This is a genomic window from Pseudaminobacter sp. Soil_N_29, assembly GCF_057656055.1.
Window position 1 is genome coordinate 124,444 of record NZ_JBDGLC010000010.1, and the last position, 17,049, is coordinate 141,492.

Consider the following 17,049-nt stretch of genomic DNA (forward strand, 5'->3'; position numbering starts at 1 on the left):
GGACATAGATGTCAAAGAAACTCGACCCGCAGTCGCTTCCCTACCGGCCTTGCGTCGGCGTCATGGTGCTGAACCGGGCCGGGCTGGTCTGGGCCGGCCATCGCATTGCCGAGCCCGACAGCGAAATGGCCGGAGCGGACAAGCTGTGGCAGATGCCGCAAGGTGGAATCGACAAGGGAGAGGATCCGCTGCCGGCGGCGTTGCGGGAACTCTACGAGGAGACCGGCATCCGCAGCGTCTCGCTTCTGGCGGAAGCACCCGGGTGGATCCACTACGACCTTCCGGCCGACAAGGTCGGCATCGCCCTCAAGGGCAAGTATCGCGGGCAGAAGCAGAAATGGTTCGCCTTCCGCTTCGATGGCGACGAAAGCGAGATCGCCATCAATCCGCCGCCGGGTGGACATGACCCCGAGTTCGACCGCTGGGCCTGGAAGAGGATGATCGACCTTCCGGAGCTGATCGTGCCCTTCAAGCGCAAGGTCTATGACGAGGTCGTGGCCGCCTTCCGGCACCTCGCGCCCTAATCCCCGGCACGCCCCTCCGATGGACGCCGAACAACCGGCCGGTTAGGCCGGTCGAATCCGACGTGGCGCGATCGCTCGCCGCCGCAGGCGTCCTATTCAACAATGGCTGGTCAGTTTCGGCGCGGCAGCGCAATCCAGTTCGCATGGCGCGGCGGGATGCGACGTTTCGCCGCTTCTGCGCCAACGCACAAAGGCGCACTGCCCCAGCCGGCCATATTGCGATGCAATGTTTCCCGAACTATTGGTGGCACCGAGGCACGATCCCCGAATATCCGGGAGATTTCGAGGAGGATCGTGCATCAAACCAAGGCTTGAAGCAATTTTCCCTCTTTTCAGAGGGGTTTTGCGCCAGCGTGAGGGAAATTTCGGCGGAATGGACCAGTCTTACGCAAATAATCGCGATTTCACGCAGGCAAGCCTCGCGGAAGCCGGCGCGATCCTGACGATCGATCTTTCTGCGGTTCGGGAAAACTACCGCCTGCTCAAGAGCCGCCTGGGTAACGCTCGCTGTGCCGGCGTCGTGAAGGCGGACTCCTACGGGCTGGGTGCCGCCCAGGTCGCCAAGGCGCTGGTCGAGGAAGGTTGCGACACGTTTTTCGTGGCGCATGTCGGCGAAGGACTGGCGCTGAGGGCAGTTCTTGGCCGCGGTGCCGCGATCTACATACTCAACGGCACGACGCCCGGCGCCGAGGTCGAAGCGGCGGCCGCCGGCCTCACCACCGTTGCCAACAGCCTCGAACAGTTGGCCGCCTGGCGCGAAACGGCCCGTGCCGTCGGCCGCCGCCTCCCCGTCGCCCTTCAGGTCGACAGCGGAATGTCGCGGCTTGGCATGATGCCCTCGGAAGTCGAGACGCTCGCCGGCGACGCGAGCCTGCTGGACGGCCTCGAGGTCAAGCTGGTGATGAGCCATCTGGCTTGCGCCGATGAGCCGGAACACCCGGCCAATGCCGCGCAGAAGGAAGCGTTCGACCGCCTGCGCGCAATGCTGCCGGCAGCCCCCGCCTCGCTCGCCAATTCTTCGGGCATCTTCCTGGGCGCCGACTACCACTACGATCTCGCCCGGCCGGGTGCCGCGCTCTATGGCATCAATCCCACCCCCGGCCATGCCAACCCGATGCGCGCGGTGGTGCGGCTGGATGCGAAGGTCATCCAGACCCGCACGCTCGATAAGAACACCGGCATCGGCTACGGCCACACCTTCCGCACCGCCGGCCCGCTGCGCGCCGCCACGATTTCGCTCGGCTATGCCGACGGCTGGCACCGCCGTGCTGCCGCCGGCGCCTATTTCAACGGCGTCCGGCTGCCATTCATCGGCCGCGTCTCGATGGACAGCATCATCATCGACATTTCCGCGCTGCCGGAAGGCGCGCTGAAGGCGGGCGATCTGGTCGAGCTGATCGGCAGCCACCAGGCCGTGGACGACGTTGCCGGCCATGCCGGCACCATCGGCTACGAGGTGCTGACCGGCCTGGGCCATCGTTTCCACCGTATCTACCAAGGCGGCTGAGCGGCCCGCCGCCCAAAAGCATCATCGCAGGGGAGAGTTGTACGAATGAAAGTTCTTGTCTTGGGGAGCGGGGTGGTTGGCGTCACCTCGGCCCACTATCTGGCCGAAGCCGGCCACGAGGTCGAGGTGGTCGATCGCCAGAGCGGCCCGGCCCTGGAAACCAGCTTCGCCAATGCCGGCGAGGTTTCGCCCGGTTATGCTTCGCCCTGGGCCGGCCCCGGCATTCCGACCAAGGCCATCAAGTGGCTGCTGATGAAGCACGGCCCGCTCGTGGTGCGGCCGAAGCTCGATCGCCACATGTGGTCGTGGCTGTTCAAGATGCTCGGCAATTGCACCTCATCGCGCTACGCCGTCAACAAGGCGCGAATGGTGCCGGTGGCCGAGTATAGCCGCGATCTCCTGAAGGAGATGCGCAAGACCATCGGCATCACCTATGACGACCGCGCCCAGGGCACGCTGCAGCTTTTCCGCGAGCAGAAGCATCTCGACGGCGTCGGCGGCGACATCGAGGTTCTGAAGCAGTTCGGCGTTCCCTTCGAGGTTCTGGACAGGGCTGGCTGCATTGGCGCCGAGCCCGGCCTGGCAACGGCCGAAGGCTCGTTTGCCGGCGGCCTCAGGCTGCCCAATGACGAAACCGGCGACTGCAAGATATTCACCGACAAGCTGGCCGAGCATGTCGGCGAACGCGGCGTAAAATTCCGCTTCAACACCAGCATCGACAAGATCTTGGTCGAGGGCGGGCGCATTTCGGGCGTTGCGACCAGCGCCGGCGTGCTGAAGGCGGACGCCTATGTGGTGGCGCTGGGCAGCTATTCGCCCTTCCTGCTCAGGCCGCTCGGCATGTCGGTGCCGGTATATCCGGTCAAGGGCTATTCGATCACCGTTCCGATCACCAATCCAGACGCCGCGCCCGTCTCGACAGTCATGGACGACAGCTACAAGATCGCCATCACCCGCCTCGGCGATCGCATCCGCGTCGGCGGCACCGCCGAGATTTCCGGCTTCGACCTGCGCCTGCACAAGAGCCGTCGCGACACTCTGGAATATTCGGTCTCCAACCTGTTCCCGAAGGGCGGGTCGGTGAAGGATGCCACATTCTGGAGCGGCCTGCGCCCGATGACGCCGGATGGTCCGCCCATTGTCGGCAAGACCCGCTACGACAATCTCTACCTCAACACCGGCCACGGCACGCTGGGGTGGACCATGTCCTGCGGCTCGGGCCGCGTGCTGGCCGACATCGTCACCGGCCGCAAGCCGGAGATCGACGCCACACCGCTCAACCTCAGCCGGTACAACTGAGCCTTCGCCAAGATCCCAGAGGCCGCATTCGCAAGGATGCGGCCTTTGGCTTTTCTGGGATTCTCAGATGAAAAGCGCCTTCTCGCTTTCCACGATGCGAGTGATGTAGCCGGCGACGGTCTGGATATGGCGCAGCGGGCGCATCGATTCGTGATAGACCAGCCAATAGGCGCGGCGGATCGGCTTTGCCGCCGGCACCGGCACCAGTTCGGGCATCGAGCGGGCGATGAAGCTGTGCAGCATGCCGATGCCAGCGCCTGCCCGCACCGCCTCGGTCTGGCCAAGGCTGGAGGAAATGGAGAAGCCGGCATCCCAGTCGGGGCTGAATTCGGCGGCGTAATCGAGTGATGGACTGGCGACGAGGTCGGACACGTAGCCGACGAGGCGGTGGCCGGAAAGCTCGGCCACCGTCTTGGGAAGGCCATTCTGCTCCACATAGGCGCGTGAGGCAAACAGGCCGAGCGTGTAGTCGACCAGCTTGCCGGCGACCAGACGCCCTTCGGTGGGGCGCTCGACGGTGATGGCAATGTCGGCCTCGCGCCGCGACAGCGAAAACGACCGCGGCACCGGCACCAGCTGGATCTTCAGGTCGCGATGCATCGCCGTCAGCGCGCCGAGCCGCGGCGCCAGGAAGGCGACCCCGATGCCATCCGGCGCGCCGATGCGCACCGTGCCGGAAACGTCGTCCCCCTCGCCTGCCACTTCGGCGCGCGCGGTGATCATGTCGGCTTCCATGCGCTCGGCAAAATCCAGGAAGCGTTCGCCCGCGGCGGTCAATTCGCTCCCCGTTGTCAGCCTGCGGAACAGTTTTGTGTTCAGCGCCTCTTCCAGCGCAGCCAGGCGGCGCGACACGGTAGCGTGGTTGAGCTCCAGCCGCCGCGCCGCGCCCAGGATCTGCCCGGCACGGGCCACGGCAAGGAATATGCGGACGTCATCCCAGTTCATCGGGGCGGCCCACTGGAGGTGTGGTGGGGAACGAAACCATGAGCGCAGTTTACTATGCGAAAAACAGCACGCAATCTGCACGGGTACATTATTTTGCGCACAACGGTTGCTGCTCCGATCGCGTTGCAATGCGCAGCGCAAAGCAAGACAATGGGCCACCATCTTAAGGAGAGCCATCATGGTCGAATACGGTCATTTCATCGGCGGCAAGCGCGTCGCCGGAACAAGCGGGCGCAAGCAGGACGTCATGCAGCCGATGGACGGCTCCGTGCGCGGCACGGTGGCGCTGGCCTCGCCCGAGGAACTGCGCCTGGCGGTGGAAAACGCCAAGGCTGCACAGCCGGCCTGGGCTGCCACCAACCCGCAGCGCCGCGTGCGCGTGCTGATGAAGTTCCTCGAACTCGTCCACAAGGAATATGACGAACTGGCCGAGCTCCTTGCCCGCGAGCACGGCAAGACCATCGCCGACGCCAAGGGCGACATCCAGCGCGGCCTTGAAGTGGTCGAGGTCTGCATCGGCGCCCCGCACATGATGAAGGGCGAGTTCACTGACAATGCCGGCCCCGGCATCGACACCTATTCGATGCGCCAGCCGCTCGGCGTCGTCGCCGGCATCACCCCGTTCAACTTCCCGGCCATGATCCCGCTGTGGAAGATCGCTCCCGCCCTCGCCGCCGGCAACGCCTTCATCCTGAAGCCGTCGGAGCGCGACCCGGGCGTGCCGCTGCGCATTGCCGAACTGTTCGTCGAAGCCGGCCTGCCGGCGGGCGTCCTCAACGTCGTCAACGGCGACAAGACCGTGGTCGACGCGATCCTCGACGACCACGACATCAAGGCCGTGGGCTTCGTCGGCTCGACGCCGATCGCGCAGTACATCTATGCGCGGGGCTGTGCGGCCGGCAAGCGCGTGCAGTGCTTCGGTGGCGCCAAGAACCACATGATCATCATGCCCGACGCCGACATGGACCAGACCGTCGACGCCCTCATCGGCGCCGGCTACGGCTCGGCCGGTGAGCGCTGCATGGCGATCTCGGTTGCGATTCCGGTGGGTCACGAGACCGCCGACCGCCTGATGGAAAAGCTGATCCCGCGCGTCGAAAGCCTGAAGGTCGGCCCCTCGACCGATTCCTCGGCCGACTTCGGCCCGGTCGTCACCCGCGAGGCGCTGGAGCGCATCAAGGGCTATGTCGACAGCGGCGTGCAGGAAGGCGCCAAGCTGGTCGTCGACGGCCGCGGCTTCAAGATGCAGGGCTACGAGAACGGCTTCTACATGGGCGGCTGCCTGTTCGACCACGTGACGCCGGAGATGCGCATCTACAAGGAAGAGATCTTTGGCCCGGTGCTTTCGGTCGTCCGTGCGCCGACCTATGAGAACGCGCTGAAGCTGGTCAACGACCACGAGATGGGCAACGGAACGGCCATCTTCACCCGCGACGGCGACGCCGCCCGTGACTTTGCCTCCCGCGTGCAGGCCGGCATGGTGGGCGTGAACGTGCCGATCCCGGTGCCGATCGCCTACTACACCTTCGGCGGCTGGAAGGCCTCGTCCTTCGGCGATCTCAACCAGCATGGTCCGGATGCGTTCCGCTTCTACACCAAGACCAAGACGGTCACCTCGCGCTGGCCGTCGGGCATCAAGGATGGCGCGGAGTTCATCATCCCGACGATGAACTAAGCCCGACGATTTCCTGTTTGCGCGTCCTCGCCGCGGTGCGGCTGCGGGCGCGCGGCAGGGCATCAAGGACGGCGCGGAGTTCATCATCCCGACGATGAACTAAGCCCGACGATTTCCTGTTTGCGCGTCCTCGCCGCGGTGCGGCTGCGGGCGCGCGGCAGGGCATCAAGGACGGCGCGGAGTTCATCATCCCGACGATGAACTAAGCCCGACGATTTCCTGTTTGCGCGTCCTCGCCGCGATGCGGCTGCGGGCGCGCGGCGGGGCATCAAGGACGGTGCCGAGTTCATCATCCCGACGAGGAACTGAGGCCGGTCCGGTTCTCGATTAATGCAGAAAGGCCGCGGTCAACCGCGGCCTTTCTCTTTTCGAGACGTCTATCTCCAGTGCCTGCCGTAGGGCAGCGCCAGCTTCTCGCCTGGTCCATAAACTGCCGCAAAGAGCAGGCCGGCCATGAACGAGAAGTGGTCGACGAAGAACCCGAACTCGGCCTGGTTGCCTTGCCAATGGGACGGGCCGTGGAAGGCGAAGCCGAGGAAGATTACGTATGCTGCGGCCAGCAGGGATGCTTCGCGGAAGAATGCGCCGCTGAGGAAGCAGGCGACCAGCGCCACTTCGAACAGCGCAGCAACCCAAGCCAGGAAAAGCGGGAACGGAAAACCGGAGGCAGCGATGTAGTCGGCCGTGGTCTGCATGCCCGCAAACTTGAATGCGGCTGCAATGAGAAAGATGGCCGCAAATATGAGCCTCGCGATGATGACGGCGATGCTTTTGCCCATGAGTCCTCCTTTATCTACCTTGCCTGCAGCGGCCGAAGCTCTCGTGCCGCGCGGATCGGATGAAAGACGCGCGAGCCGGCGCGTTTCCGACATGAGACGACATTTGGCTTACCGCATCGCAGCCGCCTGCGCGTGCAGCCGCAAGAGCGCCATCAGCCTGTCGGCCTCGGTGGCGGCCGCATCTTCGTCGCGATCCAGGATCGCGCGGATGAGCGCCACATGGTTGCCGGCGGCTTCGGCAAGCCCCGTGCCGCTCTGAAAGCGATACCAGAAGCGGCGGCTGTGCGTCTGCAGCGGGGCCGCCAGGCGGGCGGCGAACTGATTGTCCGCCGCAAGCGCCATCGCCTCGTCGAGAGACTTGTCCGCCTCGAGATAGCCGATCACGTCGTTGGCGAGCACGGCGCGGTGCATGGCAAGCGCCGTCGCCTGTAGCCGGGCCGCGATCTCCGGAGTGGCGAAGCGCGCCGCAGAGCGTGCCAGGATGATCTCCGCCCCCCGCCGCACGTCGAGAACGCGCAGCCAATCGGCCGCGTGCAGCGGCGCGATTTCCAGACCCGCGCGCGGGCGCACCGAGATAAGCCCCTCCCAGGCCAGCCGCTGAATGGCTTCGCGGACCGGCGTACGGCCCAGCGACAGCTTTTCGATGAGGACGCGTTCGGTGATGACGCTGCCGGGCGCAAGCTCCAGCGTGACAATCATTTTTTCCAGCGCGTGATAGGCCCTCAGGCTGACCGGCTCGGCCACATCCGCGCGTTCGGCGATGGTGTCGTTGGTGTTCAAACTGTGCAGTTCCGATTGGGATTTTTTGATATATCAGAGCGGAAAGCCAATTGACAGTCGGATTTCTGGAGAGATATATCTGTGATATATCAGATGGAGAGCCCGCTATGTGGACCGGAGTATTCCCAGCCGTCACAACCAAGTTCACCGAGGACGACGCCCTCGACCACGCCGAGATGGAGCGCTGCTTTGCGATTCAGATGGAGGCGGGGTGCGACGGCATCATCGTCGCGGGGTCGCTCGGCGAAGGGCCAATGCTCTCGACCGAGGAGAAGCTGGCCGTACTGAAGACCGCCCAGGGCGTGGCCAACGGCAAGCCGGTGCTGCTCACCATCAACGAGGCCGGCACCCGTGAAGGCGCCGAGGTCGCCAGGAAGGCCGCTGCGGCCGGCGCCGACGGCCTGATGATCGTGCCGAGCCCGATCTACCACACCAACCCGCAAGAGACCGTGGCAACGCTCAAGGCGGTGGCTACCGCGGGCGGCCTGCCGGTGATGATCTATTCCAACCGCGTTGCCTATCGCGTCGACGTCACGGTCGACATCATGGAGGAGTTGGCCGCTGATACGCTGTTCGTCGCAGTCAAGGAATCCTCCGACGACATCCGCCGCTCGACCGAGATCATCAATCGCTTTGGCGACCGCTTCGACCTCTTCACCGGCGTCGATAACCTTGCTTTCGAGGCGCTGAGCGTGGGCGCGGTCGGCTGGGTTGCTGGCCTGGTCACCGCCTTCCCGCGCGAGACGGTCGCCATCTACCAGTTGATGAAGCACGGCCGCCGCGAAGAGGCACTGGCGATCTACCGCTGGTTCCGTCCGCTACTCGATCTCGACGTGTCGACCTATCTGGTCCAGAACATCAAGCTTGCAGAGGTCCATGCCATCGGCACCAATGACCGCGTTCGCATGCCGCGCCAGCCGCTGACGGGCGAGCGCCGCAAGGCTGCCGAAAAGGTCATCAAGGATGCGCTGGCGGTGCGCCCCGCATTGCCGCAGTTCTGAGGTTCTGCTTCAAAGGCCAATCATGTTCCCTCACCCGGCCACTGCATCGCCCGCTCCGTTCCCTGACGGGAAGGATAGGAGCTGTGCGACAAGCCGGGTGAAGGAAGGCCGGAGGCGCGGCCGATGAGCGCTGAGGCAGCCCCCGACATTGCCATTGTCGGCGCGGGCATCGTCGGCATCGCCACTGCCGCCCATCTGGCGGAAGCCGGCCTTGCGGTTACGGTGTTCGACCGCAGCGGCATGTGCGAGGAGACCAGTTCCGGCAACGCCGCCGCCTTCGCCTTCTCCGACGTGCTGCCGCTGGCGCATAAGGGCATGATCGCCCAAGTGCCGAAATGGCTGGCAGATCCGCTCGGGCCGCTCGCGATACCGCCGGCTTATTTTCCGCAGCTCCTGCCCTGGCTTTATCGTTTCTGGCGCGCGGGCGCGGGTGCCAATTACGAAAGCGCGCTTGCCGCGCAGGCCGGATTGATGAAATTCGCCGAAACAGCCTGGGCCGGCCTGATGGCGCGTTCCGGCACAAGCGACATGCTGCGTGAGGACGGCTCGCTGGAACTCTATGAAAGCGAAGCCGAGTTTAAGGCATCGCTTCCGGGCTGGGCCGCGCGGGACCGCGTCGGCATCGAATATAAGCATATGGCCAAGAGCGAGTTGCCCGGCCTTCAGCCGGGCCTGTCGCCGCGGTTCGTGCGCGGCACATTCGTTCCCGGATGGAAGACGGTGGCCGACCCGAAACTGCTCGGCAAGGCGATCTGGCGTTACGCCGAACAATGCGGCGCGAAATTCGTCCAGGGCGATGTGGCGCTTGCCCGACCGGCAAACGATCGCATTGCGATACAGCTGAAGCAGGGCCGCACCTTCCTGGCACGCAAGGTCGTTATTGCCGCTGGCGCCTGGTCGCATCTCCTGGCGCAGACCTTCGGCGACCGCATCCCGCTCGAGACCGAGCGCGGCTACAACACCACACTGCCGGTCGGCGCATTCGACGTGAAACGCCAGCTCATTTTCTCTCGCCATGGCTTCGTCATCACGCCGCTTTCGACAGGCCTGCGGATCGGCGGCGCTGTCGAACTGGGTGGGCTGAAGCGGCCGCCCAACTTCGCGCGTTCGCAGGCGATGCTGCAAAAAGCGCAAGACTTCCTTCCTGGCCTCGACCCCGCGAACGGACGCGAATGGATGGGCTATCGCCCCTCGCTGCCCGATTCGCTTCCGGTGATCGGCCGCGCCCGCGGCCGCGACAACGTCTTTTATGCCTTCGGCCACGGCCATCTCGGGCTGACACAATCGGCAGCCACCGGCGCCCTGATCCGCGACCTCGTGCTCGGTCATGCGCCTGCAATAGATCTCTCGCCTTTTTCCGCACAACGCTTCTGAGGGCTTCACAATGGCGCGGCATACCTTCACCTGCATCGACGGCCACACCTGCGGCAATCCGGTTCGTCTCGTGGCCGGCGGGGGGCCGCTGCTCCAAGGCTCGACCATGATGGAGCGCCGGGCGCATTTCCTGGCCGAATATGACTGGATCCGCACCGGGCTGATGTTCGAGCCGCGCGGGCATGACGTCATGTCCGGCTCGATCCTCTATCCACCGACGCGCGAGGATTGCGACGTCGCCATCCTGTTCATCGAAACCTCGGGCTGCCTGCCCATGTGCGGCCACGGCACCATCGGCACGGTGACGATGGCGATCGAGAACGGGCTGGTGAAGCCACGGACGCCTGGCGTGCTGCGGCTCGACACCCCGGCCGGGCTGGTGGTGGCGGAGTACAGACAGGTCGGCGAATATGTGGAGGAGGTTCGCATAACCAACGTGCCCTCCTTCCTCTACGCCGAAGGGCTGACGGTGGAGTGCCCGACGCTTGGCGAAATCCGGGTCGACGTCGCCTATGGCGGCAACTTTTATGCCATCGTCGAACCGCAGGAGAATTATAGCGACGTGGCCGACTACACCGCCGGCGACCTGATCGCCTGGAGCCCGGTGGTGCGCCAGCGGCTCAACGAGAAGTATTCCTTCGTGCATCCGGAGAATCCCGGCATCAACCGCCTTTCGCACATGCTGTGGACCGGCGCCCCCAGGCACGAGGAGGCCGACGCCCGCAACGCCGTCTTCTACGGCGACAAGGCGATCGACCGCAGCCCCTGCGGCACCGGCACCTCTGCACGCATGGCGCAACTTCACGCCAAGGGCAGGCTGAAGGCCGGCGACAGTTTCGTTCACGAGTCCATTATCGGCTCGTTGTTCAAGGGGCGGGTGGAACGCGAAACGGAGGTCAAGGGCAGGCCGGCCATCATTCCGTCCATCGGGGGCTGGGCCCGCATGACCGGGCTGAACACGATCTTCATCGACGATCGCGATCCCTTTGCGCACGGTTTTACCGTGAGCTGACACGGGAGTTTTCGGCGGCGCGCGGCGGAAAAGACAGGGGAAGCTCATTTACGCAAGAATTTGCTTGTATGCAGCTATCCCTCGCACGAAACTGCGATAAAATGGCAGCGGTATTCGTCAATTAAGCAAGGACATTGCGTTAGGCCAATGCTAGCTTCCGCGATAGTCCAGAAAACTGGGGCAGAAAACAAACAACCAGAACACAAAGCCAAGCCTCCCGACCGATCATAATAAGCAAGATCCAAATCGGTGATCGGCGGCATAACGGCTAGGGGAATTTCGATAGGGGATGCGCCTGTCAGGCGACATCCCAGGGGAGCCGCATCTACATGGAATATTTCATCCAGCAGCTTATCAACGGGCTGACGCTGGGATCGATCTATGGGCTGATCGCGATCGGCTACACGATGGTCTACGGCATCATCGGCATGATTAACTTCGCCCATGGCGACATCTTCATGGTTGGCGCCTTCACGGCCCTGATCGTCTTTCTCATATTGGTGGCCTTCTTCTACTCGGTGCCGGTAGTCGTCGCGCTGCTGATCATGATGATCGTGGCGATGCTGCTAACCAGCCTCTACAACTGGACGATCGAGAAGGTGGCCTACCGCCCGTTGCGCGGGTCTTTCCGGCTGGCGCCGCTCATCACCGCCATCGGCATGTCGATCGCGCTGTCCAACTTCGTGCAGGTTACGCAAGGCCCCCGCAACAAGCCCATTCCGCCCATGGTGTCGACTGTCTACACCATCGAGGGGATCAGCGTTTCGCTGAAGCAGATCATCATCGTGCTGGTGACCACCTCCCTGCTGGCGATCTTCTGGTATCTGGTCAACAAGACCTCGCTTGGCCGCGCCCAGCGCGCCTGCGAGCAGGACCGCAAGATGGCCGCGCTGCTGGGCATCGACGTCGACCGCACCATTTCCATCACCTTCATCATGGGCGCCTGCCTGGCCGCCGTCGCCGGCACGCTGTTCCTCATGTATTACGGCGTCGTGGTCTTCTCCGACGGCTTCGTGCCGGGCGTGAAAGCGTTCACCGCAGCCGTTCTGGGCGGCATCGGCTCGATCCCGGGCGCCGTGATCGGCGGGCTCATGATCGGCTTCATCGAGTCCATGTGGTCTGCCTATTTCTCCATCGACTACAAGGACGTGGCGGCCTTCTCCATCCTGGCCATCGTGTTGATCTTCCTGCCCTCCGGAATTCTGGGCCGGCCGGAAGTGGAAAAGGTCTGAGATCATGGCTGAAGCAATTTCCGTGAGCCGGGAAGAAATCGGCAGGCCGTTTGCGCGTGCGTTTCGCGAGGCGATCTATGCGGGCCTGGTCTCGCTCGGGCTGTTCGTCCTGCTGATCGGCCTCAAGACCGACCAGAACATCCACAACGAGCTCGTCCTGGTGCAGCGTTGGGGCGTCCTGGCCATCATCGTCGCGCTTACGATGGCGGGCCGCTTCCTCTTCGTGGCCTTCGTGCAGCCGGCCATCGAGCGCCGCAGCGCGGAGAAAAGCCGCGCCGCGACCAAGGTCGAGAAGGGCTTCGTGCGCCGCAACTTCTCCACCCTCGCCATCGTCGCACTGTTCTTCTACCCCGTGCTGATGGTGCTGCTGTTCGGCTTCCAGGGTTCGCTCAAATGGGTGGACAATTTCGGCATCCAGATCCTGATCTATGTGATGCTGGCCTGGGGCCTGAACATCGTCGTCGGCCTCGCCGGCCTCCTGGACCTGGGCTATGTCGCCTTCTACGCCGTCGGCGCCTATTCCTATGCGCTGCTTGGCAGTCAGTTCGGCTGGTCGTTCTGGGTGCTGCTGCCGATGGCCGGCATCATGGCCGCCTTCTGGGGCGTCATACTCGGCTTCCCGGTGCTGCGGCTGCGCGGAGACTACCTGGCCATCGTCACGCTCGCCTTCGGTGAGATCATCCGCCTTGTGCTCATCAACTGGCGCGACGTGACCAATGGTTCGGCGGGCATTTCCGGCATCCCGAAGGTCAGCTTCTTCGGCCTGATGTCGTTCAATGTCAGCGATGAGAACTACATCGCCAAAGTGCTGAACATTGCCCAGTCGGGCGCCTACTATAAGATTTTCCTCTTCTATCTGATCCTGCTGCTGGCGCTGCTCACCGCTTTCGTCACCATCCGGCTGCGGCGCATGCCCGTCGGCCGGGCGTGGGAAGCGTTGCGCGAGGACGAGATCGCCTGCCGGTCGCTCGGCATCAACACCACCACCACCAAGCTGTCGGCATTTGCCACGGGCGCCATGTTCGGCGGCTTCGCCGGTTCGTTCTTCGCTGCCCGGCAAGGCTTCGTCAGCCCCGAATCCTTCGTCTTCCTGGAATCGGCAATGATCCTGGCCATCGTGGTGCTTGGCGGCATGGGCTCGCTCACGGGCATCGCCGTTGCCGCCGTGGTCATGATCGGCGGCACGGAAATCCTGCGCGAGATGCAGTTCCTGAAGGCGGTTTTCGGCGAAGGCTTCACACCGGAACTCTACCGCATGCTGCTGTTCGGCTGCGCCATGGTCATCGTCATGCTGTGGAAGCCGCGCGGCTTCGTCGGCAGCCGTGAACCGAGCGCCTTCCTGCACGAACGAAAAGCCGTCTCGGCCTCCTTTACCAAGGAAGGGCACGGCTGATGGCTACGGGAACGAACATGAACAAGCCGATTCTTTCGGTCGAGCATCTTTCGATGAAATTCGGCGGGCTGGTTGCCATCGGCGACCTGTCCTTCGAGGCCCGCCGCGGCGAGATCACAGCGCTGATCGGACCGAACGGTGCGGGAAAGACGACCGTCTTCAACTGCATCACCGGCTTCTACAAGCCGACCGAAGGCCTGATCCGCATGACCGGCCGCGACGGCAACGAGTTCCTGCTGGAACGCATGCCGGACTTCCGCATCACCGCCCATGCCAAGGTGGCGCGCACGTTCCAGAACATCCGCCTGTTCTCGGGCATGACGGTGCTGGAAAACCTGCTGGTTGCGCAGCACAACAAGCTCATGCGGGCTTCGGGCTTCACGGTGCTTGGCCTGCTCGGCATCGGCGGCTACCACAAGGCCTCCGCCGACGCCATCGACATGGCCAGATACTGGCTGGACAAGGCCGAACTGCTCGACCGTGCCGATGACCCGGCCGGCGATCTTCCCTATGGCGCGCAGCGCCGGCTGGAAATCGCGCGCGCCATGTGCACCGAACCGGAACTCCTGTGCCTCGATGAACCCGCGGCCGGCCTGAACCCCAGGGAATCGTTGGCGCTGAACACGCTGCTCAACGACATCAAGGAAAACAGCGGCACTTCGATCCTGCTGATCGAGCACGACATGTCGGTGGTGATGCAGATCTCCGACCACGTCGTGGTGCTGGAATATGGCCGCAAGATTTCCGACGGAAATCCGGACAAGGTGAAGAACGACCCGCGCGTCATCGCCGCCTATCTCGGCGTCGACGACGAGGAGGTCGAGGAAGTCCTGACAGTCGTTGGAGACGAGCACGTCATCCACGAACTGGATGGCGAACCGGACCCGGCGCATGGGCCGTCAGCGTCCTCGTCGATGATGGCCGGGCCGGTCAGCGACACGATCGGCCACAGCAATGGAGATGGTGAACTCGTCCGGGTGTCTGGCGAGGCATCCAAGGCGCTGCAGATAGACAAGCGCAGCACGGACAGATCCGGCTCAGGCAAGGGCAAGAGGCGCACATGATTACGGCAAAACCCTTGCTCCAGGTCGAGGGCGTTCAGACCTATTACGGCAATATCCGCGCCCTGGCGGGCGTCAACGTCACGGTCAATGAAGGCGAGATCGTCGCCCTGATCGGCTCCAACGGCGCCGGCAAGTCGACGCTGATGATGACGATCTTCGGCAATCCGCGGGCTCGCGCCGGCAAGATCACCTTTGCCGGCACCGACATCACCGAACTGCCCACGCATGAAATCGCCCGTCTGCGCATCGCCCAGTCCCCCGAAGGACGGCGCATCTTTCCGCGCATGACGGTGATGGAAAACCTGCAGATGGGCGCCAGCCTCGACAAGCTGAAATATTTCGACGAGGACGTCGAAAAGGTCTTCGAGCTGTTTCCGCGCCTGAAGGAGCGCGTGTCGCAACGCGGCGGCACGCTTTCGGGCGGCGAACAGCAGATGCTGTCGATAGCACGCGCGCTGATGGCACGCCCTCGCCTGCTGCTGCTCGACGAACCGTCGCTGGGACTGGCGCCGCTGATCGTGAAGCAGATCTTCGATGCCATACGCGTTCTCAACAAGACGCAGGGCCTGACGGTATTCCTGGTCGAGCAGAACGCCTTCGGCGCCTTGCGGCTTGCGGATCGCGGCTATGTGATGGTGAACGGCGTCGTCACCATGAGCGGCTCCGGCATGGAACTTCTGGCAGATCCGGAAGTGCGCGCGGCCTATCTCGAAGGCGGCCGGCACTAGCAGGGGCGATGCACGCGGCGGTCAGGTCGCGTACGGGCTAATACGCAGAACAGGGTCCAAAGGCCCGCGCGGAGGAGTTGAAATGCAAGGCATTCTCTATGAAGAAGCCTCGATCTGGCAGTTTTTTTTCGTAACCTGCCTGCTTGGCGGCTGGGCAGCCTGGATGACCGGCCGCGCCTGCGCGCAGACCTGGCGCAGCTTCGCTGCACTGGTGTTCTATCTGCTGCTGCTTGGCGTAGCGGTGCGTTTCATCCATCACGCGCTGTTCGAGGGAACGATGTTTTCGCTGCAATACTATGCCGCGGACACGCTGGTCCTCATTATTCTCGGAGCCCTCGGCTTCCAGTACACGCGCACCAACCAGATGGTGACACAATATCACTGGCTTTACGAAAGAGCCTCCTTGCTGAGCTGGAGAAACAAGGCCTGAGCTGCAAATAATAGCGCCGGTTCATCTTTGAATCGGCGTGACAATAGCCGGAAAATCGGCAAACTAATCTTTCTGCGATAGGGGTGGGCATCGCATGAAAGCATCATCCACGTCCGCCCGTCTAATGGGAGTGTTTCAATGAAAAAATCACTGTTGTCTGCAGTTGCACTGACTGCGCTGATGGCGTTCAGCGGAAGCGCCTGGGCAGACATTCTGCTCGGCGTCGGCGGTCCGATCACTGGCCCGAACGCAGCCTTCGGCGCGCAGCTTCAAAAGGGCGCCGAGCAGGCGGCCGCAGATATCAATGCCGCGGGCGGCATCAATGGCGAACAGATCAAGGTTTCGGTCGGCGACGACGTTTCCGACCCCAAGCAGGGCATCTCGGTTGCCAACAAGTTCGTTGCCGATGGCGTGAAGTTCGTCGTCGGTCACTTCAACTCCGGCGTCTCGATCCCGGCCTCGGAAGTCTATGCCGAAAACGGCATCCTGGAAGTCACGCCGGCCGCGACCAACCCGGTCTTCACCGAGCGCGGCCTGTGGAATACCATTCGCGTCTGCGGCCGCGACGACCAGCAGGGCGAGATTGCCGGCGCCTACATCGCCAAGAAGTTCCCCGACGCCAAGGTGGCTGTCATTCATGACAAGACCCCCTACGGCCAGGGCCTTGCCGACGAAACCAGGAAGGCGCTCGTTGCCGCCGGCCATAAGGACGTCATGTACGAAGGCGTCAACACCGGCGACAAGGACTTCTCGGCGCTGATCGCCAAGATGAAGGAAGCCGGCGTCACCATGATCTACTGGGGCGGCCTGCACACCGAAGCCGGCCTGATCATCCGCCAGGCGGCCGACCAGGGCCTGAAGGCTCCGCTGTTCTCGGGCGACGGCATCGTGTCGAACGAGCTCGCCTCGATCGCCGGCGATGCGGTGGCGGGCACCTACAACACCTTCGGTCCGGACCCGCGCAACAACCCGGCCGCCAAGGAAGTGGTCGAGAAGTTCCGCGCTGCCGGCTTCGAGCCCGAGGCCTACACGCTCTACTCCTATGCCGCCACGCAGGTCATCGCGCAGGCTGCGACCGCTGCCGGTTCGAACGACCCGCAGGAAGTTGCCAAGGCCATCAAGTCCAAGGGCCCCTTCAAGACGGTGCTGGGCGATCTCTCCTTCAACGAGAAGGGCGACCGCACCGACGCCGACTACGTGGTCTACCAGTGGAAGAAGGGCGACGACGGCAAGTACAACTACTTCCAGATCGACTAAGCTTCAAATCTAGAGCAAATGCCCGGCGCCTGCGCCGGGCATTTTTGTT

At 63.6% G+C, this 17,049-nt stretch carries 16 protein-coding genes; 13 read left to right on the forward strand and 3 right to left on the reverse strand.

Annotated features, from left to right (window positions below):
* Window positions 1–8 precede the first annotated feature (8 nt).
* From AC3A4H_RS20965 to AC3A4H_RS20975, 3 genes are all read left to right on the forward strand, one after another.
* On the forward strand, window positions 9–524 hold the full coding sequence (locus tag AC3A4H_RS20965) for an RNA pyrophosphohydrolase (RefSeq protein ID WP_487768442.1): 516 nt from the start codon (window positions 9–11) through the stop codon (window positions 522–524).
* Between the two features lie 373 nt (window positions 525–897).
* The gene (alr, locus tag AC3A4H_RS20970) at window positions 898–2,031 is read left to right on the forward strand and encodes an alanine racemase (RefSeq protein ID WP_487768443.1); all 1,134 of its coding nucleotides are present in this window, start codon (window positions 898–900) and stop codon (window positions 2,029–2,031) included.
* 45 nt (window positions 2,032–2,076) lie between these two features.
* Window positions 2,077–3,330: a D-amino acid dehydrogenase gene (locus tag AC3A4H_RS20975; RefSeq protein WP_487768444.1), complete on the forward strand. Its 1,254-nt coding sequence runs from the start codon at window positions 2,077–2,079 to the stop codon at window positions 3,328–3,330.
* 63 nt (window positions 3,331–3,393) lie between these two features.
* On the opposite strand, the gene AC3A4H_RS20980 is transcribed toward AC3A4H_RS20975, so the two are convergent.
* The gene (locus AC3A4H_RS20980) at window positions 3,394–4,275 is read right to left on the reverse strand and encodes a LysR family transcriptional regulator (RefSeq protein WP_487768445.1); all 882 of its coding nucleotides are present in this window, start codon (window positions 4,273–4,275) and stop codon (window positions 3,394–3,396) included.
* A gap of 178 nt (window positions 4,276–4,453) precedes the next feature.
* On the opposite strand from AC3A4H_RS20980, the gene AC3A4H_RS20985 reads away from it, so the two are divergent.
* Window positions 4,454–5,950 (forward strand): CoA-acylating methylmalonate-semialdehyde dehydrogenase, encoded by a 1,497-nt coding sequence (locus AC3A4H_RS20985; protein ID WP_487768446.1) that lies wholly within the window; start codon window positions 4,454–4,456, stop codon window positions 5,948–5,950.
* A 377-nt stretch (window positions 5,951–6,327) separates the two neighbouring features.
* On the opposite strand, the gene AC3A4H_RS20990 is transcribed toward AC3A4H_RS20985, so the two are convergent.
* Together AC3A4H_RS20990 and AC3A4H_RS20995 are read right to left on the reverse strand one after the other, a co-directional pair.
* Complete coding sequence (locus AC3A4H_RS20990; RefSeq protein WP_487768447.1) at window positions 6,328–6,729, reverse strand: DoxX family protein; 402 nt, start codon at window positions 6,727–6,729, stop codon at window positions 6,328–6,330.
* A 108-nt stretch (window positions 6,730–6,837) separates the two neighbouring features.
* Window positions 6,838–7,509, reverse strand: a complete 672-nt coding sequence (locus AC3A4H_RS20995; RefSeq protein WP_487768448.1) for a GntR family transcriptional regulator — start codon at window positions 7,507–7,509, stop codon at window positions 6,838–6,840.
* 107 nt (window positions 7,510–7,616) lie between these two features.
* Here AC3A4H_RS20995 and AC3A4H_RS21000 point away from each other — a divergent pair, with 107 nt between their 5' ends.
* The 9 genes from AC3A4H_RS21000 to AC3A4H_RS21040 all read left to right on the forward strand — a co-directional run bounded on the left by AC3A4H_RS21000 (window position 7,617) and on the right by AC3A4H_RS21040 (window position 17,000).
* A complete protein-coding gene (locus tag AC3A4H_RS21000) occupies window positions 7,617–8,510 on the forward strand; it encodes a dihydrodipicolinate synthase family protein (RefSeq protein WP_487768449.1) in 894 nt (297 codons plus the stop codon).
* Between the two features lie 123 nt (window positions 8,511–8,633).
* Window positions 8,634–9,884, forward strand: coding sequence for an NAD(P)/FAD-dependent oxidoreductase (locus tag AC3A4H_RS21005; protein WP_487768450.1), 1,251 nt, complete (start codon window positions 8,634–8,636; stop codon window positions 9,882–9,884).
* Between the two features lie 10 nt (window positions 9,885–9,894).
* Window positions 9,895–10,896 (forward strand): 4-hydroxyproline epimerase, encoded by a 1,002-nt coding sequence (locus tag AC3A4H_RS21010; protein ID WP_487768451.1) that lies wholly within the window; start codon window positions 9,895–9,897, stop codon window positions 10,894–10,896.
* Between the two features lie 329 nt (window positions 10,897–11,225).
* Window positions 11,226–12,128 carry a branched-chain amino acid ABC transporter permease gene (locus AC3A4H_RS21015; RefSeq protein ID WP_348780830.1) on the forward strand — a complete coding sequence of 301 codons (903 nt, stop codon included), beginning with the start codon at window positions 11,226–11,228 and terminating at the stop codon, window positions 12,126–12,128.
* A gap of 4 nt (window positions 12,129–12,132) precedes the next feature.
* Window positions 12,133–13,521, forward strand: a complete 1,389-nt coding sequence (gene livM / locus AC3A4H_RS21020) for a high-affinity branched-chain amino acid ABC transporter permease LivM (RefSeq protein ID WP_487768452.1) — start codon at window positions 12,133–12,135, stop codon at window positions 13,519–13,521.
* 17 nt (window positions 13,522–13,538) lie between these two features.
* Window positions 13,539–14,585, forward strand: coding sequence for an ABC transporter ATP-binding protein (locus AC3A4H_RS21025; RefSeq protein WP_487768453.1), 1,047 nt, complete (start codon window positions 13,539–13,541; stop codon window positions 14,583–14,585).
* Window positions 14,582–15,313, forward strand: coding sequence for an ABC transporter ATP-binding protein (locus AC3A4H_RS21030; protein ID WP_487768454.1), 732 nt, complete (start codon window positions 14,582–14,584; stop codon window positions 15,311–15,313). The genes AC3A4H_RS21025 and AC3A4H_RS21030 overlap by 4 nt, the downstream gene beginning before the upstream one ends.
* An 82-nt stretch (window positions 15,314–15,395) precedes the next feature.
* Complete coding sequence (locus AC3A4H_RS21035; protein ID WP_487768455.1) at window positions 15,396–15,743, forward strand: DUF6867 family protein; 348 nt, start codon at window positions 15,396–15,398, stop codon at window positions 15,741–15,743.
* Window positions 15,744–15,881: 138 nt separating this feature from the next.
* Complete coding sequence (locus AC3A4H_RS21040; RefSeq protein WP_348780835.1) at window positions 15,882–17,000, forward strand: branched-chain amino acid ABC transporter substrate-binding protein; 1,119 nt, start codon at window positions 15,882–15,884, stop codon at window positions 16,998–17,000.
* Window positions 17,001–17,049: the final 49 nt, after the last annotated feature.